22 protein-coding genes are annotated in these 21026 nt (G+C 40.0%); 11 read left to right on the forward strand and 11 right to left on the reverse strand.

The window, feature by feature from the left end:
* Positions 1 to 267: 267 nt before the first annotated feature.
* Positions 268 to 2328 (reverse strand): formate dehydrogenase subunit alpha, encoded by a 2061-nt coding sequence (fdhF, locus tag J2S25_RS00370; protein WP_307190944.1) that lies wholly within the window; start codon positions 2326 to 2328, stop codon positions 268 to 270.
* Between the two features lie 1012 nt (positions 2329 to 3340).
* Positions 3341 to 5506: a PAS domain S-box protein gene (locus J2S25_RS00375; protein ID WP_307190945.1), complete on the reverse strand. Its 2166-nt coding sequence runs from the start codon at positions 5504 to 5506 to the stop codon at positions 3341 to 3343.
* A gap of 285 nt (positions 5507 to 5791) precedes the next feature.
* Here J2S25_RS00375 and yhfH point away from each other — a divergent pair, with 285 nt between their 5' ends.
* A complete protein-coding gene (gene yhfH, locus J2S25_RS00380; RefSeq protein ID WP_307190946.1) occupies positions 5792 to 5917 on the forward strand; it encodes a protein YhfH in 126 nt (41 codons plus the stop codon).
* A 99-nt stretch (positions 5918 to 6016) separates the two neighbouring features.
* Here the strand turns inward: yhfH and J2S25_RS00385 are convergent, their stop codons facing one another.
* Both J2S25_RS00385 and J2S25_RS00390 read right to left on the reverse strand, forming a co-directional pair.
* Positions 6017 to 6175 (reverse strand): hypothetical protein, encoded by a 159-nt coding sequence (locus J2S25_RS00385; RefSeq protein WP_307190947.1) that lies wholly within the window; start codon positions 6173 to 6175, stop codon positions 6017 to 6019.
* An 11-nt stretch (positions 6176 to 6186) separates the two neighbouring features.
* On the reverse strand, positions 6187 to 6390 hold the full coding sequence (locus tag J2S25_RS00390; protein ID WP_307190948.1) for a YozQ family protein: 204 nt from the start codon (positions 6388 to 6390) through the stop codon (positions 6187 to 6189).
* A gap of 232 nt (positions 6391 to 6622) precedes the next feature.
* On the opposite strand from J2S25_RS00390, the gene J2S25_RS00395 reads away from it, so the two are divergent.
* A complete protein-coding gene (locus J2S25_RS00395; protein WP_307190949.1) occupies positions 6623 to 6793 on the forward strand; it encodes a XapX domain-containing protein in 171 nt (56 codons plus the stop codon).
* A gap of 237 nt (positions 6794 to 7030) precedes the next feature.
* On the forward strand, positions 7031 to 7630 hold the full coding sequence (locus J2S25_RS00400; protein WP_044395694.1) for an SCO family protein: 600 nt from the start codon (positions 7031 to 7033) through the stop codon (positions 7628 to 7630).
* A gap of 79 nt (positions 7631 to 7709) precedes the next feature.
* Here J2S25_RS00400 and J2S25_RS00405 read toward each other — a convergent pair whose 3' ends face one another.
* Positions 7710 to 7847 (reverse strand): hypothetical protein, encoded by a 138-nt coding sequence (locus J2S25_RS00405; RefSeq protein WP_198528213.1) that lies wholly within the window; start codon positions 7845 to 7847, stop codon positions 7710 to 7712.
* A 306-nt stretch (positions 7848 to 8153) separates the two neighbouring features.
* On the opposite strand from J2S25_RS00405, the gene J2S25_RS00410 reads away from it, so the two are divergent.
* The 3 genes from J2S25_RS00410 to modB all read left to right on the forward strand — a co-directional run bounded on the left by J2S25_RS00410 (position 8154) and on the right by modB (position 11624).
* Positions 8154 to 9773 (forward strand): ABC-F family ATP-binding cassette domain-containing protein, encoded by a 1620-nt coding sequence (locus J2S25_RS00410; RefSeq protein ID WP_307190950.1) that lies wholly within the window; start codon positions 8154 to 8156, stop codon positions 9771 to 9773.
* A gap of 405 nt (positions 9774 to 10178) precedes the next feature.
* Positions 10179 to 10952: a molybdate ABC transporter substrate-binding protein gene (gene modA / locus J2S25_RS00415; protein WP_044392537.1), complete on the forward strand. Its 774-nt coding sequence runs from the start codon at positions 10179 to 10181 to the stop codon at positions 10950 to 10952.
* Positions 10953 to 10958: 6 nt separating this feature from the next.
* Complete coding sequence (gene modB / locus J2S25_RS00420) at positions 10959 to 11624, forward strand: molybdate ABC transporter permease subunit (RefSeq protein ID WP_307190951.1); 666 nt, start codon at positions 10959 to 10961, stop codon at positions 11622 to 11624.
* Between the two features lie 82 nt (positions 11625 to 11706).
* Here the strand turns inward: modB and J2S25_RS00425 are convergent, their stop codons facing one another.
* Together J2S25_RS00425 and J2S25_RS00430 are read right to left on the reverse strand one after the other, a co-directional pair.
* A complete protein-coding gene (locus tag J2S25_RS00425; protein WP_307190952.1) occupies positions 11707 to 12357 on the reverse strand; it encodes a DUF4352 domain-containing protein in 651 nt (216 codons plus the stop codon).
* A 64-nt stretch (positions 12358 to 12421) separates the two neighbouring features.
* Complete coding sequence (locus tag J2S25_RS00430; RefSeq protein ID WP_044392531.1) at positions 12422 to 13810, reverse strand: alkaline phosphatase; 1389 nt, start codon at positions 13808 to 13810, stop codon at positions 12422 to 12424.
* A 298-nt stretch (positions 13811 to 14108) separates the two neighbouring features.
* Between J2S25_RS00430 and pflB the strand changes: the two genes are divergently transcribed.
* The 5 genes from pflB (at position 14109) to yidC (ending at position 19331) form a co-directional block, all read left to right on the forward strand.
* A complete protein-coding gene (pflB, locus tag J2S25_RS00435) occupies positions 14109 to 16334 on the forward strand; it encodes a formate C-acetyltransferase (protein ID WP_307190953.1) in 2226 nt (741 codons plus the stop codon).
* 75 nt (positions 16335 to 16409) lie between these two features.
* Positions 16410 to 17150: a pyruvate formate-lyase-activating protein gene (gene pflA, locus J2S25_RS00440; protein WP_307190954.1), complete on the forward strand. Its 741-nt coding sequence runs from the start codon at positions 16410 to 16412 to the stop codon at positions 17148 to 17150.
* Between the two features lie 92 nt (positions 17151 to 17242).
* Positions 17243 to 17977: an urease accessory protein UreH domain-containing protein gene (locus tag J2S25_RS00445; RefSeq protein ID WP_044392526.1), complete on the forward strand. Its 735-nt coding sequence runs from the start codon at positions 17243 to 17245 to the stop codon at positions 17975 to 17977.
* Positions 17978 to 18241: 264 nt separating this feature from the next.
* The gene (locus J2S25_RS00450) at positions 18242 to 18526 is read left to right on the forward strand and encodes a hypothetical protein (protein ID WP_044392525.1); all 285 of its coding nucleotides are present in this window, start codon (positions 18242 to 18244) and stop codon (positions 18524 to 18526) included.
* Between the two features lie 25 nt (positions 18527 to 18551).
* On the forward strand, positions 18552 to 19331 hold the full coding sequence (gene yidC, locus J2S25_RS00455) for a membrane protein insertase YidC (RefSeq protein WP_044392524.1): 780 nt from the start codon (positions 18552 to 18554) through the stop codon (positions 19329 to 19331).
* Positions 19332 to 19349: 18 nt separating this feature from the next.
* Here the strand turns inward: yidC and J2S25_RS00460 are convergent, their stop codons facing one another.
* The 4 genes from J2S25_RS00460 to J2S25_RS00475 all read right to left on the reverse strand — a co-directional run bounded on the left by J2S25_RS00460 (position 19350) and on the right by J2S25_RS00475 (position 21000).
* The gene (locus tag J2S25_RS00460) at positions 19350 to 19700 is read right to left on the reverse strand and encodes a fluoride efflux transporter FluC (protein ID WP_307190955.1); all 351 of its coding nucleotides are present in this window, start codon (positions 19698 to 19700) and stop codon (positions 19350 to 19352) included.
* Complete coding sequence (gene crcB, locus J2S25_RS00465) at positions 19697 to 20086, reverse strand: fluoride efflux transporter CrcB (RefSeq protein WP_307190956.1); 390 nt, start codon at positions 20084 to 20086, stop codon at positions 19697 to 19699. The genes J2S25_RS00460 and crcB overlap by 4 nt, the downstream gene beginning before the upstream one ends.
* 16 nt (positions 20087 to 20102) lie before the next feature.
* Entirely contained in the window at positions 20103 to 20684 is a 582-nt protein-coding gene (locus J2S25_RS00470) for a GNAT family N-acetyltransferase (protein WP_307190957.1), read from the reverse strand.
* A gap of 109 nt (positions 20685 to 20793) precedes the next feature.
* Positions 20794 to 21000 carry a DUF6501 family protein gene (locus J2S25_RS00475; RefSeq protein WP_307191039.1) on the reverse strand — a complete coding sequence of 69 codons (207 nt, stop codon included), beginning with the start codon at positions 20998 to 21000 and terminating at the stop codon, positions 20794 to 20796.
* Positions 21001 to 21026: the final 26 nt, after the last annotated feature.

The following is a 21026-nucleotide window of genomic DNA, read 5'->3' on the forward strand; positions in this document are numbered from 1 at the left end:
TTTGCCTCCCATCGGCTAATTTTTATCACGTGAATTATCGTACCATAGAATTTCAGGAGAAAAAGAACAATCACATATAAGTTTGATGACGAGAATAACAGTAATATAACGAGAACATGTCAAAAAGTCTGAATAGTTTGATTATTAATAACGTTTTCTGTTATATTTCTCCTTTTCATACTAATATATACAGAATTCACTGCTACTTTTAGGAAAAATAGCATTAAAAAAAGCAAAAATCCCTTAAATAAGGGATTTTTGCTTTCATCAGGTAATGTTTTCGATTTTAACCGCACATGCTTTAAATTCTGCTGTTCCAGAGATTGGATCAAATTCATTCAAAGTTAGCACATTGGTAGGTACCTCCGACCAGTGGAAGCTCATAAACACAAGTCCAGGGACTACTTGTTCCGTTATTTTCACTTTTACAACAAGTGTGCCTCTCCGAGAAGTTACTCGAACGAGTTGACCATCGACCATTGATAACCGCAAAGCGTCTTCAGGATGGAGATCCAATGTTTCTTCTGTTTGTTTTATTTTTACACCAGGTGCGTAATAACGAGTTTGGGTATTGGTATTATACGACTCATAACGTCTGCCTGTTGTCAGTGTAAAAGGATAGTCTTCATCTGGAGTTTCCAGCGGTGGTGTGAAGTCAACAGGAACAAAACTAGAGCGTTCGCTGTTGTCTGTTCCAGCATAAAATCGCTCATGCATGATTTTCGTACCAGGATGATTTTCATTAGGGCATGGATAATGTACCCCATATTCCTCTTCCAAACGTTCGTAGGAAATTCCGCCGTACATCTCCCATGCAAGTTCTCTTACTTCATTCCAAATCTCTTTACTGGAATGATAACTCATTTGATAGCCCATCTTCGTAGACAGTTCTGATAATATTTCCCAATCTTCTTTTACACCAGACTGTGCCTTAACTGCTGTTCGGACCCGCTGGATTCTGCGATCCGTATTTGTATAAGTTCCATCAACCTCTCCCCATGATTTCGCAGGGAGCACCACATCTGCCATTTCAGCCGTTTCGGTCAGGAAAATATCCTGGACAATAAGTAAATCGAGTTTTTCTAATAATCTCCTTGTATGATTCATGTGGACATCTGCTACCAATGGATTCTCACCAATGCAGTATAAAGCTTTAACCTCTCCAGTTTCCATTTTATCCAATGCCCTTGTTTGGGTATCACCAATTTTTTGGCTGATTTCTGTTTCCCACGCTGCCTCAAATCGTGCCCGGTATTCCTTATCCAGCAAACTGACTGCACCTGGAAGCTGATTAGGCAGGCACCCCATATCACCTGCACCCTGGACATTATTTTGTCCGCGAAGAGGCATGATACCTGCTCCTTTCTTCCCAATATGTCCTGTCAACAATGCCAGATTTGCGATATCAAATACATTGTTTACACCACAGTGGTGCTCGGTGATCCCAAGTGTATAGGCAATCATCGAACGATTTGACACAGCATACAGACGTGCCACTTCGATGATGTCTTCTGCCTTTAATCCCGTGATTTCTGCTGCATATTCAGGGGTATACCTATTGACTTTTTCCAGCAGAGCATCAAACTCTTCCGTGTTCTTACCGATGAAATCCGGGTCGAATAAATTTTCAGTTATGATAATCCGGATCAGCGCATTGATTAAGGCAATGTCTGTACCAACCTTAATTTGTAAATGTTTATGTGCGGATTTAACCATATCAATTCTTCTAGGATCAATAACCACGATTTTAAGTCCATTTTTGGCGGCCTTCTTCATTTTATTCCCAATGATTGGATGAGCTTCAGTCGTATTTGAACCCATTAGCAATAAAACCTCAGCCTCATCGATATCTTCTAAAGTATTGGTAGGGAAACCACTGCCAAAAACAGTCGCCAGACCGGCGACACTTGGAGCGTGTCAGGTTCGGTTACAGCCATCAATATTATTGCTGCCGATAGCTGTTCTCATGAATTTTTGGGTAACATAATTAGATTCGTTAGTAGTCCTTGCACAAGCAAACATAGAGATGACTTCTGGGCCAAATCGATCTTTAATCGACGTTAAATGGCTAGCGATATACTCATATGCTTCTTCCCATGTTACCTTAACAAGCTCGCCTGCTTTTCGAATCAACGGTGTATCCAATCTTTTTGGTGAATGAACATATTGATAGGCAAAAGCCCCTTTCACACAAGTTTGCCCTTTGTTAACAGGCGCCTCTTTATCTCCTCTGATTTTAACAATCTTATTATCTTCCACCTCCAAAATCAGTCCACAACCTGTACCGCAATAACCACAAACGGTTTTAACCTGACTAATTGATGACATACTTTCCCCTCCGTTATGTTTTTTATACAAACCATTACTTTCATATTAGTCTAAATCTTTGTAACGATGTGATAAAGGAAAGAGATTTTTTTGTCATTTTCCCAACAATTTCTCGAAAATGCGCTAGAAAATTCACAACTCTTTAAGTAAAAAAAACCGGGCAAAAACCGCCCGGTCCTTTTTGGTTTGGCTGATAATCGATTTCCACTCCAGACACTTGCTTTCCTCGGGGCGACAGGTGAGCCTCCCCTCGCTTCTCTCAAAACTTTCCGAAAGCAACCGCGCCTATCACCATCCAAATAAATAATTTCACCCCAAACCATCACAGGATCGGTTTTTTTGATAAGAACATAGAACCTGTCAAGATAACCGGGCTTTCTTGACAACTTTCCGCTCTACACCCTCAAACCTGTCAAAATAACGGGGCTTTCTTGACAACTTTTCGCTTTACACCCCCAAACCTGTCAAAATAATTTGTCCAGCATTAGCACCTAGCCCAACGCTTAGGCAAGCCGTTTGTCGCTGACTCCTCGAGACGTTTTTCTCCTTCGTGTCTATCAACAAAAAAGATTCGGTTAAGAATATTCGGCTCTATGCCGCAATTGCAAAAAATGGTCAACATATAAATTCTGATATTATAAAAAAAGACAGAATCAATTTCTGTCTTTTTTAAAAGAAAAGTATGAAATTCACTTCGATAATTGTCTAGCTCCAGTTCCTATGAGTCTGTCCGATAAAAATTTTTTAACTTATAATTATGTGAGAATGCTTCCTATTCATCCGTTTTATTGTATAAAAACATTCATTTTGAATAAAAATACGTGGATTTCATTCCGTCGGACAGACTCCTAACCCCTCGAGTCGCTTCGTTCCTGCCAATGAAGTCAAAGAACGACTTCACTGTCAGGACCTCCGAGGCACAGGATGTGCTAGACCCACCAGCCATAGGACGTGGCCGTTTTAGGCGGGCAGCGCTTGTCGGGGCTGACCAAGGCGCCCTGAGCTTTTCTTACTATGATTGTATATTTTTGACTGGTAGCAAAATTTTAAAGGTTGTTCCTTTGTTCTGTTCACTTTCAATATAAACCTTACCTTGATGACTCTCGATGATTTTAAAGCTAACCATAAGACCAAGACCATTTCCGTTTTTCTTTGTCGTATAGAAAGGTTCACCAATCTTTTTAAGTATCTCTGGCGCAATTCCAACACCGGTATCCTTAATCGAGATAACAACATTGTCATCTTGAATCTCCATTTTCACTATTAGCTGTCCACCATCTGGCATAGCTTCAATTCCATTTTTAATAAAATTCAGGAATACCTGCTTAAGTCTATTTTCATCACACTCAATCTCGATCCCTGCTTCTGGGGCGTCCATTTCTAATTTTACTTTTCTCTTTCTAGCTTCGAAAGTTAACATTGAAACTACATTTTGGACAATAGGGATAATATTTTTTGTCTCCAGTTCCACTGCCTTCGGTTTAGCAAGGACCATAAATTCCTCTACTATATTATTGACGCGGTCTATTTCATCGAGAATGATTTCGATAAATTCCTGACGCTGAGGGTCTGTTTCATCCAGCTGGAGGAATTCTGCATACCCTTTCATCGAAGTTAGAGGATTTCTAATCTCATGTGCTACACCTGCAGCAAGCTGGCCGACAGCAGCTAGCTTATCTTGACGGTGAAGCATTTCCTCAGACTTTTTTTTCTCAGTAATATCATTCCGGATGGCAAGGTATTGATAAGGCTTACCGTTTTCGTTCAAAAACGGAACAATTGTTGTATCGACCCAATAATAAGAACCATCCTTCGCCCGATTACGGATTTCTCCCTTCCACACCTGTCCGGAACCAATCGTTTTCCAAAGCATTTTAAAAAAGTCTTTAGGATGCAATCCGGAATTTAAAATCTTGTGATCATTTCCAATCAATTCTTCTCTAGTATATTTAGATATTTCACAAAACTTATCATTGACACTTTTAATGATTCCTTTTCCATCCGTAAATGCGACAATCGAAGACTGATCTAAGGCAAAATTAATATCACTTACTTCTTTCAGAGTATCCTTCAAGCTTGCTTCTGCAAGCTTTCTCTGTGTAATGTCTGAACGGATCGAGACATATTGATACGGTTTCCCTTGACTGTTTAAAAACGGAACAATCGTCGTATCCACCCAATAATAAGAACCATCTTTCGCCTTATTCCGGATTTCAGCTTTCCACACTTTCCCTGCCCCAATTGTCCTCCACATTCCCTTGAAGAAATCTTTAGAATGGAGTTCAGAATTAAGGATGGAGTGATTTTGACCCAACAATTCGTCTTCTCGATATCCAGAAATTTCAACGAATTTTTCATTTACATACGTGATATTCCCTTTTGGATCTGTAATAGCGACAATCGCTGATGTATTAAGTGCATCCGTAATATCCTTTAAATTCGTGTCAGTGACGGCGAGCCTTTTACTGATTAATGCACTGGAGCCTATCAATCCAGCAAGTATCAGGATGGAAATAAATGCAATCAGATAACTGATCAAGGACTCTGGTATTGCCGTTTGCTCTATTAATCCATTGGTAAGAGTGATCATAGAAGCTCTAGATAATAGCAAATGACCTTCTACTATAGCAGCAGTAACAAAAAGAGCACTTAAAGGCTTAATCCATCCGTGGGAACCTGGCGAAAAATTTTTGGATAAGAAAAGCATCCAGAAGGAAAAGTAAAATGATACGAATACAAGTGCAAGTCCGACAAGAAGGATTGCTGGCTGATAAGTAAAGTTTAGCCTCATTGAGTACATACCTAGAATATGGGAAGACATGACTGCTAGGGTCATAAAAAAACTGCCTACTAGTAAATCGGTCTTTTTCACATTCTTATCTGCCATCGTGTAAAATGCCATTGCAGTAAATGAAATAGCCAGGATGATGGATAGGATCGTAATCGGAATACGGAGCGATAGATTGACGTTTAAATTTAATGCAAGCAATCCGAAGAAATTCATCACCCAAATCCCTATCCCAAGCGAAAAAGTTCCGCTCAGAAACAACAAACGTTTATTGCGATCCGATGATTTAATGAGACTAAACAAGTCCAAAGCAGTATAAGCTGACATGATTGTCAATAAAATTGCAACGAATAATAATATTGGATTAAAGGATAATTCTAAATTATCCATTTTGCATCATTCCTCTTTTACAGTTTCATATCGATTGTATGTTAAAAACGCTAAGATTAAAAGAGATTATTAATTAATTTGTAATAAACTTGTCATTTTTATCTATTGACTAAATTGTAAACCACACTTATATACCATTTTCCGTTTTCCCTATTAAAAAATAGGTGAAAATACCTGATTTTATAAATTTTTTAAAAAGGTCTTCACAAAATAAAAAAGTACGTTTATACTGTACTATAACAGATTAATTAAATTTATATTGTACTATAAAAGGAGGAGTTTTTAATGATGAGTCCAGTTGATTTTTTTCGCCACTTGAAGGTTTGCCCAGAATGTGGGGAAAGCATGAATGAGCAAGTAGAATCTTACATGATGGAATGCGATCGCTGTTTATCTAAAAAGGAAGAGTGAAGGCATTATTTAAAACTATTGCAAGAAAAGCAACACTTCCATTAAAAAGGGAGTGTTGCTTTCTTTCGAGAAACCAAGCCTCTTATAAAGAAGGGTTTATCAAAGATCAGATCTTTTGATTGGTTCCACTTCATTATTCGTTTGATTCCCCGTACTGGATGTATAGCCTACACGATACACAAAATCTTTCTTTTTCTTTAATGCCTCAGGCATTTTATATTGTAAATCGTTCGATTGAAATTCTCCTTTTTCGGACACTCTGATCCCTCCTATTGGTAACCTCTTCTATTCAATTCATCACTTGCCTCTGATGTGTGTTCTATTTCTCCGCCCGCTTCGCCCTCTACATAACTGTCGTTTGCTTGTTCATGGGTCAAAGCAAGTCCATTAGAAAGCTCGTCCTCCCTTTGATAATCAGCCGGCTCATACATCCGTCCAGCAACTTCTGCCCTTTTTCTGAAATCCTTTTTCACTATAGTGATCCCTCCTTTCGTTTCAAGGATTATTTTTTGACATTTATTCATAATCCATACTCAAACATTTCAAACGGATCTAGAATAGAAAAAGGTCGATTATACAAAATAAAAGAGCGGATAAAGCTTTTTCATTTAAAATATTTCATGTTAAAATAAGTATGCCTTAAAGTGATCAGACGTCTGCTCACCTATCGATTTAATCTATCATGCAATATGAGGCGGTGAATTTATGAGAGAAATTATATTGAGTCTAACTGCGGGGCTACTCGTTGGAATTTTATTTAAATTCCTTAAACTTCCGTTGCCTGCACCACCAGTACTTGCCGGTGTACTAGGAATTGTCGGCGTTTATCTAGGCGGAGTTGTTGGAGAATGGATACTGAATACCTTTAAGGGTTAAAAAATGGTAATCCGATGAAAAAAATCTGCGCAATATCCGCAGATTTTTTCTTATTTTTTTATTGTGTAAACTTTCCTCTCGTTACATTCTCTACCGCACGAAGGAAGCAGGAAATTGCTCCAACGAAGAATTTCGTGGCAATGATCATCCTTCCGAAAAGAATAAACATAGTTCACACAATGTCCATATGATTTTCCCTCTGATTCTTATATCTTATATAGGGGGAGGTTTGCAATTATGAAAAAAATCTATATAATCAGCACACTTATTATTTTAATTGGTATTGGATCCGGTATTTCCTTTTTTTTAGTGAGGGATGCCAATGCACAAATTCCAAGTGGTATTACCTTGTTAACAATGAATGAGGAGAAATATACATTTGGGGAAGACCCTGGCAAGATCAAATTAGTCGAATTTATTTACACCCATTGCCCAGATATCTGCCCGACGACTACACAGGAAATGAACCTTCTGCGGTCAGATTTAATGAAAGAAGATGTTTTTGGTAACAAAGTTCAATTTATTACGATTACCATAGACCCTTACCGGGACAGCCCAGAGGTTTTAAGAAAATACATGGAAAATTACGGACTTGAAAATGATGGTAATTGGATATTCCTTACAGGAGACCCCGCCAATACACTTGAAGAACAACAAAAAATCAAAAATGTTGCCGATACATTTAAATTCCAGTTCCGCGACCCGGGAAATGGCTTTTATGTTCACAGTACATTCACTTACTTGATCGATGAGAAAAATAAATTCATAAAGAAATTCCCTATGGGCGAAGATTTTCAAAAGGATGAAGTGTTTAAAGCCATCATGAATGAGCTGTAATAAAAATCAAAGAAAGCGGTGGCTACATCGCTTTCTTTGATTTTTATTAACCTTTAGTGTAAAAGGCGTCTATTTTTCCTTAATGTGAATTTACCGTGGTGGGATGTTTCTCTGTTTTTTGCAGGGAGAAAAATTCTGATTTTGGCTTAGTAAAGCTAACTTTTATCCCTGCGTCCTTTAGGCGGTTTACAAAATCAACCAGTTGCTTTTTAGCCATCTCAAAAACTCCTTTTTATGCATCTTTTTCTATTTTTATTCTACATGAAAATTAAGAAAAATGTGTGAAAAATAAGCAAAAAAATTAATATTTAGTGAGGAAAAGCATATCAATTCCCATTTTTATTCAGAGATGTAGATAAACCTTCAGATTAGTTACTCCTGCTTTTCCCATTCTTCCCGCGATGAAACATCCATAGGGACAAAATGTTTCTCTTTAAGCCTTTTGATTATAAAAGAATTCGCGCAAAATGTTAAAAACATGTTATAATTTTTGAGATGTCTATTAATGGAGGCTACTAAATACATGATTACAGTTGAAAATGTTGGCCTGAGATATGGTGACCGAAAGCTTTTTGAAGATGTTCAAATTAAATTTATACACGGAAATTGCTATGGATTGATCGGTGCAAATGGGGCCGGAAAATCCACTTTTCTTAAAATATTGTCAGGGGAAATAGAACCACAGACAGGGAATGTTTCTATGACACCCGGTGAGCGAATGGCTGTGCTGAAACAAAACCACTTTGAATACGAAGACGTTGAAGTATTGAAAGTCGTCATCATGGGGCACACCCGTTTATATGAAGTTATGCAGGAAAAAGATGCGATTTACATGAAAGCTGATTTCACCGATGAAGATGGCATGAAAGCAGCAGAACTTGAGGGAGAATTCGCTGAATTAAATGGTTGGGAAGCAGAATCCGAGGCTGCAATCCTTCTTAAAGGTCTTGGAATTGGCGAAGAACTGCACGCAAAGAAAATGGCAGATATTAGCGGTGGAGAGAAGGTAAAAGTCCTGCTTGCCCAGGCGCTTTTTGGCAAACCGGATGTTCTCCTCCTTGACGAACCTACTAACCACCTTGACATTGCTGCAATTCAATGGCTGGAAGAGTTCCTGATCAACTTTGAGAACACGGTGATTGTCGTTTCCCATGATCGTCACTTCTTAAATAAAGTATGTACACATATTGCCGATCTTGACTTTGGCAAAATCCAGCTTTATGTAGGAAACTATGATTTCTGGTATGAGTCAAGCCAACTAGCGTCAAAAATGCAGCAAGATACCAACCGGAAAAAAGAGGAGAAAATCAAGGAGTTACAGGCATTCATTGCAAGGTTTAGTGCGAATGCCTCAAAATCAAAGCAAGCTACATCCCGAAAAAAACTTCTTGATAAAATTTCTCTCGATGATATCCGTCCATCTTCCCGCAAATATCCCTATGTAGGATTTACTCCGGACCGCGAAATCGGCAATGATTTATTACGGGTTGATGGGATTACAAAAACGGTCGACGGCATCAAAGTACTTGATAATCTCAGTTTCATCATGAATAAAGATGATAAAATTGCCTTAATTGGAAAAAATGAAATGGCGATAACAACTTTATTCAAAATACTCACTGGGGAAATGGAACCAGACAGCGGTTCATTCAAGTGGGGAGTCACCACTTCCCAAGCATATTTTCCTAAAGACAACTCAGAGTACTTTGAAGGCAGCGATCTTACTCTTGTTGACTGGTTGCGCCAATTCTCGCCAAAGGATGACAGCGAGAGTTTTCTGCGAGGATTCCTTGGCCGGATGCTTTTCTCTGGTGAAGAAGTGTTGAAGAAAGCAAGCGTGCTTTCTGGTGGTGAAAAAGTCCGCTGTATGTTATCTAAAGTGATGCTTTCTGGGGCGAACGTGCTTTTGTTGGATGAACCAACGAACCACTTGGACCTTGAATCGATCACTGCTTTGAACAACGGAATGATCAACTTCAAAGGTTCCATGATCTTTTCGTCTCATGACCATCAATTTGTTCAAACTGTTGCAAATAGGATCATGGAAATCACACCAACAGGATTAGTCGATAAGCAAATGACTTATGATGAATATCTTGATGACGAAACACTCCAAAAGCAAATTGCTGAGATGTATGAATAAGGAACAAAAAGCGCAAGCGCCTCGAACAGCCCCGACAAGCGCTGCCCGCCTAGAACGCCACGTCCTGTGGCTGGCCGGGTCTAGCACATCCTGTGCCTCGGAGGGCCGACCGGTGAAGTCGTTCTTTGACTTTATTGGGCGGACCGAAGCGACTCGAGGGGCTAGGCGCTGTAGCTGGATTAGGAAACTACAAGTAGTTATTCACAACTAAATAATTTTATAATTTCCAGCTAAACAGCATAAAATCCCCGGATGCTCTCCGGGGATTTTTGCTTTCCCCTGCCCCGTTATCGATGTTATTTTCGTCAACTTGTGATATTTTTAATAGATAGACTCCTCCTCTATCCTATATAATCAGTTATAACCATTGCTTATGATTAAAAACTGTAAGGAGATGTTCATTGTTTGAGAAAATTACTTCTATTTTTGTTGGTTGCCTTGGTGGGGATTATCACCGGTTGCAGTGTCAACAATGGTACGAAAGAAAGCGAGCTAACCGTTTCTGCCGCTGCAAGCCTTCAAGAGGCTTTAGAGGAAGTGAAAGAAACCTATTCAACTCAATATCCAGACATTAACATTGTCTATAACTTTGGCGGTTCCGGCTCTCTGCAACAGCAGATCTCCCAGGGAGCACCCGTAGACTTATTTATTTCCGCAGCACAGGATCAATTTGATACACTACAAGCAAAAAAACTTATAGATCAGCAACATACTGTCAAACTACTAAAAAACGAGCTTGTGTTGATTACCCAGAAAAATAACAAAAACCTTCTTTCTTCCACATCACTAACAGAAGATGTCATTTCAAGGATTGCAATTGGAACTCCGGAAACGGTCCCGGCGGGAATGTATGCTAAGCAAGCTTTCGTCTCGTTAGGTTTATGGGAAAAGGTTGAACCTAAGCTTATCCGCACAAAAGACGTCCGCCAGGTACTGACCTATGTTGAAACCGGAAACGTAGAAGCTGGTATTGTTTATAAAACCGATGCCATGATATCTGATCAAGTAAGGATTATCCCTTTTGAGGAAGAAGCTCAGCATGATCCGATCCTTTATCCAGCAGGGGTTATTTCGGGTTCTAAACACAAGGAAGAAGCGAGCAAATTCCTTGAATTCCTGAGAGGCAAAGAAGCAACGAAAATTTTTGAAAAATATGGCTTTCAAGCAGCATTGGAATGATTCTTTATGAGCAGTGATTTTTGGACGCCGGTAAAATTATCGCTAGAAATTGCCTCCATATCAGTAGTGCCTGTTTTTCTATTGGGGCTATTGTTCGCTCGATTCATGGCACGAAAGCAATTCTTTGGCAAAACAGCAGCAGAAACACTGCTTATATTGCCTTTGGTCCTCCCACCGACGGTAGTTGGTTTTCTATTAATCATCTTATTTGGGATTAATAGCCCAATTGGCAGAATAGTTGAAAGCTTATTTGGGAGCACGATTATGTTTACCTGGTGGGCCGCTGTAATCGCAGCATCGGTAGTAGCATTTCCCTTGATGTATCAGTCAGCCAAAACTGGCTTCCTTCAAATTGATCAAGGTGCAGAAGAAGCGGCAAGAGTAGATGGAGCAAATGAATGGAAAGTGTTTTGGTATGTAACATTGCCTCTTTCTTCAAGATCGCTTGTTACAGGAGGAATCCTCAGTTTTACCAGAGCTCTTGGAGAATTCGGCGCAACTCTTATGTTTGCAGGCAATCTGCCCGGAAAAACACAAACAGCTCCAACTGCTATCTATATGGCAATTGAATCAGGTCATCTGAACACCGCCTGGCTTTGGGTTATTGTTATGGTGACCATCTCATTTCTCCTGTTGCTGTCCATATCCCTTTTAAAAAGTGACCTTTCCTAACGCAAATCGATTGATTAAAATAAACAAAAGGGGAAGCCGATTTCTATTGGCTTCCCTTTTTGTTCTGTTTAGAGTTCTTGTTTTAATTTCCGTTTACAACCAAGCTGACAGGATCTGCGACTTTCTTTTTGTTGTCATCAACGATATCTCCAGACAGCAGCTCTACTTTATCCAAGCTATCTAGCTCTTCCACAATAAAACCAAGACTGCCGAGTTTCGTTTGCCCGGCGGAAATTTCGCCATTTAGATTTTCTAGATAAAAATCATCTTCCCACGTCTTGTGGATTGAACCATTGATTTTCACCATAGCTACAGGACCGAAATGATAGTTTTCATTCGAATGATTCTTCAGCTCTACACTTATTTTTACGAAATCAAATTCTTCCTCATGCGTATAGGCATGAAAAAAATCAATCAAGCTGTAGGCAGGAACAAAGTGCAATAATTTCACATCTTTCACTGTATACTCAATACCATTTACTTGAAAAGTCTTATTCACTTCTTTCATTGATTTGAGGGTTAATTCGCCTTTATCATCAATGATTGAATCGCCAACTTTATGGAGGCTTATATCTTCTGAAACTTGTGGGTTTGGAACATAAACGTCTGTGTTTTTCTTCGTTGGACTGCCATTAATTACGGTAGATTTTTCCGTTTTGTTTGAATCAGCTTCTGCAAATGAGCAGCCGGTCAGCAACGAAGCAGCCAGGAATAATTGCAGGTATTTCCTCATTTCGAAAACCCCTTTTAATAAATCTCCCGCTGGCCAAGGTACCTGCGGGAGATTTTTAAATGAATTATTTTCTTTTGCCATTTTTCAAAATATCAAAAATGTTTTTCGCATTGTCCGTATTATCAATTTGTCCATAGAAAAGTTCTTTTCCAGGACCGAATGCATAGACTGGAACGTCTTCACCAGTATGCCCGCCAGTTGTCCAACCTGTGTTGGAACGCTTGTCAAAAATCTTTTCAATCGCATTGTCAATACCCACAGCTTTGTTAGTTGTTGCTGCCGCTTTCACAGACTCGATTTCTTCGGTTGTAAGCTCTGGAAGTCCAACAGATGGAAAATCGATATATTTCTTCAGTGTTGCTTCTACATCTGCACCTTTTGCAATTTCAGCTGCCATGAAGTCAGGTGTACGCTCCGCAGCTTTAATCGGAGCTCCAAACCAATTATAGATTCCGTTTGCGCCAATGGAATATCCGCCAGTCGAGTGGTCAGCAGTCGCAACAACTAATGTATGCTTGTCCTTTTTCGCAAATTCGATTGCAGCTTTATATGCCTTCTCGAAATCTTCCATTTCACTCATAGCGGCAACAATATCATTGTCATGACCCGCCCAGTCAATCTGGCTACCCTCTACCATTAAGAAGAAGCCATCCTTATCCTTATTCAAACGCTTGATTGCCGAATTCGTCATTTCTTCCAAAGATGGAGTTTCTTCCTTGCGGTCAATCATTTTGTCCATGCCTCCTTTTGCAAAAAGGCCAAGAACTTGATCATTCGTATCCTTAAGCATATCTTCTTTATTGTCTACATAGCTAAAGCCATCTTTTTGGAATTCTTCGACTAAGTTTCTGTCATTCCTGACAAAGTTGCTCAATCCCCCACCAAGCATAACATCTATTTTATGGTCGCCATTTACCAATTCATCATAGTAATCATCTGCGATCGCATTCATATTTTTACGGCTCTCATCGTGTGCGCCAAAGGATGCCGGAGTAGCATGTGTAATTTCTGAAGTAGCAACAAGACCAGTTGCTTTTCCATTTTCTTTTGCAGCTTCAAGGACTGTCTTTACTTCTGTTCCATCATTGTCAACAGCAATTGCATTGTTATACGTTTTGATACCTGCTGACATTGCCGTTGCTGCTGAAGCAGAGTCAGTTACATTTTGGTTTGGGTCCTCTGGGTAAGTCATTTGGTTACCTACCAAGTATTTATCCAGCTCTGTTCTCTCTGCTTCTGGCGTCTTTGGATTATCCTTTAAGTAGCGGTATGCTGATGTATACGTGACTCCCATACCATCACCAACCAGGAAGATCACATTCTTAATTTCTGCACGATTTTTTTCCTCGTCATCTTTTGCCTGGGCGTTAAAGGTTCCTACTAAACTGCCGAATGCTACAGTTGATAGGACAGCGAGCGGTAGAATCTTCTTTTTCAAGTTAGCTTTCATCATTGCAATACCTCCTGATATGATATTTAATACTTGTTTACTATAGCAGTGGTCTATTAACTTCTTATTAAAAGAATGTAAAGTTGTTTTAAATTGTTTGTAAAGTCTATTAGTCTCTTATATAAAAAGCATCAGACAGTTATAGTACAGTTTAATACATTATTTTAAATTAAAAGATGTAATGCGTGATTTAATCATATTGTTCATTATTTCACAAATCCGTCACACTCATTCTGTTCTATTCGTAGTATGATAATACTGTGATAACTGTTATATAAATTTCCACTAGAGGTGAGTAAAAATGAAACAATGGAATGGTTTTAATAATGGCACTTGGCAAGAAGAAATCAATGTTCGTGATTTTATCTTGAAAAACTTCTCTGAATTCACCGGGGATTCAAGCTTTCTTGAAGATGCAACAGAGGAAACGCTCCAATTGTGGCAGCAAGTAATGGAATTGACCAAACAGGAGCGCGACAATGGCGGAATCCTTGACATGGATACTAAAGTGGTTTCCACCATCACTTCCCATGGCCCAGGCTATTTAGACAAAGCAAAGGAAAAGGTTGTCGGTTTCCAGACAGATCAGCCATTTAAGCGCTCTATGCAGCCTTTTGGCGGTATCCGTATGGCAAAAGCTGCATGTGAGGAATATGGGTATGAATTGGATAAGGAAGTAGAAAAAATCTTCACAGACTTCCGCAAAACTCATAACCAAGGTGTATTCGATGTTTATACAAAGGAAATGCTTCAGGCTCGTAAAGCCGGTATCATCACTGGTCTGCCAGACGCTTACGGCCGCGGCAGAATCATCGGTGATTATCGGCGTGTAGCTCTATATGGTGTTGACTTTCTGATGGGGCAAAAGAAGAAAGATCATTCAATGACTAGCAGCGTCATGACCGAGGATACAATGCGTCTGCGCGAAGAAATTTCTGAGCAATACCGCTCATTGAATGAATTAAAGCAGCTTGCACAGAGCTATGGTTACGATATTTCGAAGCCAGCAGCAAACGCGAGCGAAGCATTCCAATGGGTTTACTTTGCCTATCTTGCAGCAATTAAAGAGCAGAATGGTGCAGCAATGAGCCTTGGACGTGTCGCGACATTCCTCGATATCTATATGGAAAGAGACTTGCAAAATGGAACACTTACTGAAAAAGAAGCCCAGGAACTTGTCGACCATTTTGTCATGAAGCTTCGTCTCGTGAAATTTGCACGTACTCCAGACTATAATGAGTTATTCAGCGGCGACCCTACTTGGGTAACAGAATCACTAGGAGGTATGGCACACAACGGGCAATCACTTGTGACGAAGAACTCTTTCCGCTTCCTTCACACACTTGATAATCTCGGACCAGCACCAGAGCCAAACCTGACAGTTTTATGGTCCCCTTCCCTGCCTGAGAACTTCAAGAAGTATTGTGCTGAGATGTCGATCAAAACGAGCTCTATCCAGTATGAAAATGACGATTTAATGCGCTGTGAATACGGCGATGACTACGGAATCGCATGCTGCGTATCAGCGATGGAAATCGGCAAGCAAATGCAGTTTTTCGGAGCGCGAGCCAACCTGGCAAAAGCATTGCTTTATGCGATCAATGGTGGCGTCGATGAAAAACTTAAGATTCAAGTTGCTCCGGCTTTAAGCCCAATAACTTCCGAAGTGCTTGACTATAAAGAAGTAATCGCCAAATTCGATACTGTGATGGAATGGCTAGCCGGACTCTATATCAACACTCTCAATGTCATTCATTACATGCATGATAAATACAGCTATGAAAGAATCGAGATGGCGTTGCATGATACAGAAGTGCTTCGAACAATGGCCACGGGAATTGCAGGCTTAAGCGTAGTCGCAGATTCATTGAGTGCAATTAAGTATGCAAAGGTAAAAGTAATTCGTGACGAAAACGGCATTGCCATTGATTTTGAAACAGAAGGCGACTACCCTAAATACGGAAACAACGATGATCGTGTGGACAGCATCGCCGTCGAACTCGTGAAAACCTTTATGACGAAGCTGCGTAAACACCCGACTTATCGCAACTCTGTCCATACCATGTCGATCTTAACGATTACTTCAAACGTCGTTTATGGTAAAAAGACAGGGAATACCCCGGATGGAAGACGTGCTGGTGAACCATTCGCGCCAGGTGCTAACCCAATGCATGGCCGCGATACGAAAGGAACACTCGCATCCCTTTCATCTGTAGCAAAACTTCCGTATAGTTATGCTATGGACGGAATTTCAAACACATTCTCCATCGTGCCAAAAGCGCTTGGAAAAGATGAAGACAGCCGTACAAACAATCTTGTTTCCATCCTTGATGGCTATGCAATCAAAGACGGTCACCACCTAAACGTAAACGTGTTTAACCGGGAAACTCTGTTAAATGCGATGGAACACCCGGAAGAATATCCGCAGCTAACAATTCGTGTATCTGGATACGCAGTAAACTTCATCAAGCTTACACGCGAACAGCAGATGGATGTAATTAACCGTACTTTCCATGAAACAATGTAAATAGTAAACATATGCCGAAACAGGAGTTGCCTCCCCCTGGCGGGAACTCCTGTTTTAAAGAAAGGGGATATCATCATGATCGGAAACATTCATTCTATTGAAACCTTCGGAACGGTAGACGGACCTGGAATCCGCTACGTCATCTTTACCCAGGGATGCCTGCTGCGCTGCCAATTTTGCCATAATGCAGACACCTGGGAGATCGGCACAGGCAAACAGATGTCTGTTTCCGAATTAATCGATGATTTAAAATCCTACCTCCCTTTTATTGAAGCATCTGGCGGCGGCATTACAGTCAGCGGTGGAGAGCCACTGTTACAAATCCCATTTATTACGCAACTTTTTAAGGAGTGTAAAAAACTAGGCGTGCACACCACGATTGATTCTTCTGGGGGATGTTATTCCACTGCTCCTCTTTTTCAACAACAGCTGGAAGAGCTATTGAACTATACGGACCTGATCCTATTAGATTTAAAACATATCAATCGCAAAAAGCATATTAAATTGACTGGTATGGCCAATGATCACATCTTGGAGTTCGCCCACTTTTTATCCGACAACCAAGTTCCCATTTGGGTTCGCCATGTACTAGTACCTGGAGTCACAAATGAAATCGAGGACCTAACAAAATTAGGTGAGTTTATTGGCAGCTTGACGAATGTTCAAAAACTTGAAATCCTCCCGTATCATAAGCTTGGCGTTTATAAATGGGAAGCATTGGGGCTCGAGTACCCCCTGAAAGGTATTGAACCACCTTCCCACGCAGAAGTAGAAAATACTTATAAGCTATTAACCGCCCATATTGCAGTGAATTAACAGCAGGAATTTATGCCCGCTGTTTTTTTCTGCATACTTTTTTGATATTGTTTTAGTATCATAGTGATAATATTTTTTTGTGGAGGTTCTTTATGTATCAACTGTTTACAGAAATAAGTAATTTTTTAAGCGGCCCATTTTTCACTCTTGTCAATCAAACTGAACAAATCCCTTTATTGGCAAGCTTCCTCTTAGGCCTTGTCGGGGCTCTTGCACCATGCCAACTGACAGGAAATCTTGGTGCGATAACCTACTATGGCAACAGAAGTCTGCAAACGAAAAGTCAGTGGATTGAGATTGTATTTTTCATCCTGGGAAAAATACTTGTCTTTACACTGTTAGGCCTTACAGTTTGGCTAGTTGGTCATAGCTTCCAGCAAATCTTACCAGGCTTCTTTTCTTGGTTCCGCAAACTAATTGGTCCTCTTTTCATCGTGATCGGCCTTTCACTTATTGGGCTCTTTGCATTTAATTGGGTCAATCGCTTAACTTCTGTTCTACCACAATGGACAGGAAAAGGAAAAACAGGCTCTTTCTTAATGGGGGTAAGCTTTTCCATCGCGTTCTGCCCTACGATGTTTTCATTATTCTTCTTCACTCTTATGCCGATTGTTCTGAGCACATCCTACGGAGCCATCCTTCCGTCTGTTTTTGCCGTTGGCACTTCCATCCCGCTGATTGTGTTTGCAGCAATTATTTCATACGTCGGCTTGAATGGAACATTGATGAAAAAAAGTCGCAACCTGGGTTCAGTAGTACAGAAACTTGCCGGTTACATATTAATCATTGTTGGAGTTTTTGATACAGTTACCTATTGGGGGATGTGAATTTTCCGGTTGTTTCTTGACAAGCCTCTTTTTGTTGATACCATCTTATCATGAGAGCTGTCAAAATATCTAAATCACAACCTTCTTCATGATTGCCACTCCTCTTTATTGGGAAGTTTTTTATCTACTTTGCCCCTAATCCCATTTTTGAAATCCCACTATATGGGAAATGAAACTTTTTACAGGTAGGTCCGTATATATTAATAGTTGCTAAGGTTCGATTTCTCAAATATAATGAAGCAATGACAGAAGAGAGGTGATGACATGCTATCAGAAATTTATGTTCAGTCAGTTGATGCAACAACCGTATATAGTGTTTATTTGACTTTGCTCATCAGCATGTCGATGGCCATTTTCTGGGTATTGCGTGACACCTCTATAATCGATTCAAACTTATTTGGAATCAAGCTAAAGCCATCATCCTCTGAAATAGCTTTTAAAAATAAGGCTGAACTAGGAATAAGTCTTCGTCTACAAATTCTTAAGCGTGTAAAAATAAAAATCAATCCTGGTGAGGAAGATAGCAATTTTTTCTCCTTTCGTTTTTAATCCAATTTCATTTAGGAGGAGAAAAATGAAGAAGCTGTTCACCATGATGATTGTTCTAATGATACCTGCACTATTAACAGGATGTCAGTCGTTGACAAGCGACGGATCCTTTTTCCAGACAACCTTTATCAATCCTTTCACCTGGCTTATCAAGTTTTTTGCCGGCATTACAGGAGATAGCTACGGTCTGGCGATCATTTTCATCACTTTACTCATTAGGCTGATCTTGATGCCCTTAATGTTAAAGCAATACAAAAGTCAGCAAAGCATGAAAGAGAAAATGGAAGTGCTCAAGCCTGAAATGGATGAAATTCAGAAGAAGCTCAAAGACACGAAGGATTCTGCTGAACAAAAGAAATTGCAGCAGGAAATGATGGGGCTTTATCAGAAGCACGGCGTCAATCCCCTGTCTGTCGGCTGCCTGCCAATGCTGATACAAATGCCAATATTGATGGGCCTTTATTATGCGATAAGCAATTCCACCGATATTGCCAGCCACTCCTTCCTCTGGTTCAATCTGGGGCATTCTGATGTATGGATCACTGCTGCAGCCGGTGTGATCTACTACCTGCAGTTTAAGGTATCCATGTCTAATGTGACAGAAGATCAGAAAAAGCAAATGAAATTGATGGGACTGCTGTCACCAGCTATGATCGTCCTATTTTCCTTGAATGCACCTTCCGCCCTTCCACTTTACTGGACAGTTGGCGGGATATTCTTGATTGTACAAACATTACTGGCAAAAAAAGTTTATGCTCAAGATTCACTAAAAGTGGAAAAGCTAGAAAAAACACCAATTCAGTAGAATTGGTGTTTTTTCTTTCTACAATAACCTGCCAATAATTAAGCCTGCACAGCCACTTGCGAGACCGCCGAAATAGGTTATTATCATATATACTGTTAGAACTTTATATTGTTTATTATTGATCAGTTTTACTAAGTCCACATTCAATGTTGAAAAAGTGGTGAATGCTCCCATAAATCCGGTAGCAGCGAAAAGATATAGATCCCCTTGGATTCCTTGACCGACGATCCATCCGAGCAGGAAAGACCCCAAGAGATTTACTGTGAGCGTAGCAACGGGCAGAATAGTCTTCGGGATTACCCTTTGAACCATGAAACGGGAGGTAGCTCCGGCCATTCCTCCTAAAGCTATCAATATAAACCCACTCATTTTCCTGCCTCCCCGAAAGGAACTGCGCCTAGCCTATAACCAACTGCTGCAAGGAACAGTCCGCCAACAGCACTGACAAGCACATAAAATATGGCTATTCCGATCCTGCCATCCTCTATATAAACTATTGTTTCCATGCTGAAGGTCGAAAAAGTGGTGAATGAGCCTGTAAGACCAGTAGCGATGGAAGTAGACAATACAGGATTCAGGATATTTTTCCCGATAATACGAGACGTGAACCATCCTAGGAACAAAGATCCAGCTAAATTCACTATTACAGTTCCAACAGGAAAGCCATTCGTTAAGAAGTTGCTTGTGCTAACACTAACGAAGTACCGCAGGAGGCTTCCTACCACTCCTCCAAGTCCTACTCCTAGATATACCAATGAAAAAACCTTCCTTTTATCTATTTAACTTTTCATATAAATTTGATTTAATAACTGGCCATTCTTCTTTTAGGATACTATAGACAACGGTATCTCTTATATAACCATCAGCGATAATTCGATGTTTGCGAAGCACTCCTTCTCTTTGCGCACCAAGGCGGGCGATCGCCGTTTGTGAGCGTACATTTCTTGAATCTGTACAAAACTGCACTCTATTGACACCCCTATTTTCAAAAGCATGCTGGAGCATGAGCAATTTCGTTTCCGTATTCACACTAGTTCTCCAATACTCAGGGCTGTACCAAGTCCAGCCAATTTCAAGCGTATTATGTAGCTCTGAAATGTCGAGAAATCTTGAACTACCCACTATTTTTTCAGTTTTCTTGTCAAGAACAACAAAGGGCATTTGCGTCCCTTTCTCTTTTTCTGCGATCGCAGATTCAACAACCTTTTTCATCTCGCCTTTATTTGTGACCTTCGCTGATGTAAATTCCCAAATTGACTGATTCTGCCCGGCCTCCCATAAACCATCCAGCTGACTGGAATCCATAGACACCAACTTTACCGTCTTACCTTCCAAAGTGACTTTTTTATCCATGTCTCCAACTCCTTACCCTATATTTCCTTATCCTACCACAGGAAATTGAGTTAAGGTATACATTTAATAGAAAAAAGGCTGAACGGTTTTCGCCGCCAGCCTTTCTCTTTTATTTTTCCTTTTCAAAATAATCTTTGTAGTAACCGCCAACTTTACCAGAATTATCAATAATAAAAAAGAATTCCTCTGTCTCGTTTTTGACCTCATATTTCTTTCCTGGAGTCAACTTTTTATCGACAATATATTTTTTTGCATCTGTATGAACGCATTTAAGAGTTTTGATTGTTTCGCGTTCCTGCCAGTTCATATGGATCATCATTTGCACTTCCTTTACATGAGTAT

The sequence above is a fragment of the Mesobacillus stamsii genome, from assembly GCF_030814065.1.
Classification (GTDB): Bacteria; Bacillota; Bacilli; order Bacillales; family Cytobacillaceae; genus Mesobacillus; species Mesobacillus stamsii.

Coding starts and splice junctions, on each gene's coding strand:
- J2S25_RS00400 (WP_044395694.1), top strand. CDS start 7,031: ATGAAAAAAATCTATATAATCAGCACACTTATTATTTTAATTGGTATT.
- J2S25_RS00405 (WP_198528213.1), bottom strand. CDS start 7,847: ATGGCTAAAAAGCAACTGGTTGATTTTGTAAACCGCCTAAAGGACGCA.
- pflA (WP_307190954.1), top strand. CDS start 16,410: ATGATCGGAAACATTCATTCTATTGAAACCTTCGGAACGGTAGACGGA.
- J2S25_RS00460 (WP_307190955.1), bottom strand. CDS start 19,700: ATGAGTGGGTTTATATTGATAGCTTTAGGAGGAATGGCCGGAGCTACC.
- J2S25_RS00475 (WP_307191039.1), bottom strand. CDS start 21,000: ATGATCCATATGAACTGGCAGGAACGCGAAACAATCAAAACTCTTAAA.
- J2S25_RS00445 (WP_044392526.1), top strand. CDS start 17,243: ATGTATCAACTGTTTACAGAAATAAGTAATTTTTTAAGCGGCCCATTT.
- J2S25_RS00450 (WP_044392525.1), top strand. CDS start 18,242: ATGCTATCAGAAATTTATGTTCAGTCAGTTGATGCAACAACCGTATAT.
- J2S25_RS00375 (WP_307190945.1), bottom strand. CDS start 5,506: ATGGATAATTTAGAATTATCCTTTAATCCAATATTATTATTCGTTGCA.
- J2S25_RS00470 (WP_307190957.1), bottom strand. CDS start 20,684: ATGGATAAAAAAGTCACTTTGGAAGGTAAGACGGTAAAGTTGGTGTCT.
- J2S25_RS00430 (WP_044392531.1), bottom strand. CDS start 13,810: ATGATGAAAGCTAACTTGAAAAAGAAGATTCTACCGCTCGCTGTCCTA.
- yhfH (WP_307190946.1), top strand. CDS start 5,792: ATGATGAGTCCAGTTGATTTTTTTCGCCACTTGAAGGTTTGCCCAGAA.
- modB (WP_307190951.1), top strand. CDS start 10,959: ATGAGCAGTGATTTTTGGACGCCGGTAAAATTATCGCTAGAAATTGCC.
- yidC (WP_044392524.1), top strand. CDS start 18,552: ATGAAGAAGCTGTTCACCATGATGATTGTTCTAATGATACCTGCACTA.
- J2S25_RS00425 (WP_307190952.1), bottom strand. CDS start 12,357: ATGAGGAAATACCTGCAATTATTCCTGGCTGCTTCGTTGCTGACCGGC.
- pflB (WP_307190953.1), top strand. CDS start 14,109: ATGAAACAATGGAATGGTTTTAATAATGGCACTTGGCAAGAAGAAATC.
- J2S25_RS00410 (WP_307190950.1), top strand. CDS start 8,154: ATGATTACAGTTGAAAATGTTGGCCTGAGATATGGTGACCGAAAGCTT.
- J2S25_RS00395 (WP_307190949.1), top strand. CDS start 6,623: ATGAGAGAAATTATATTGAGTCTAACTGCGGGGCTACTCGTTGGAATT.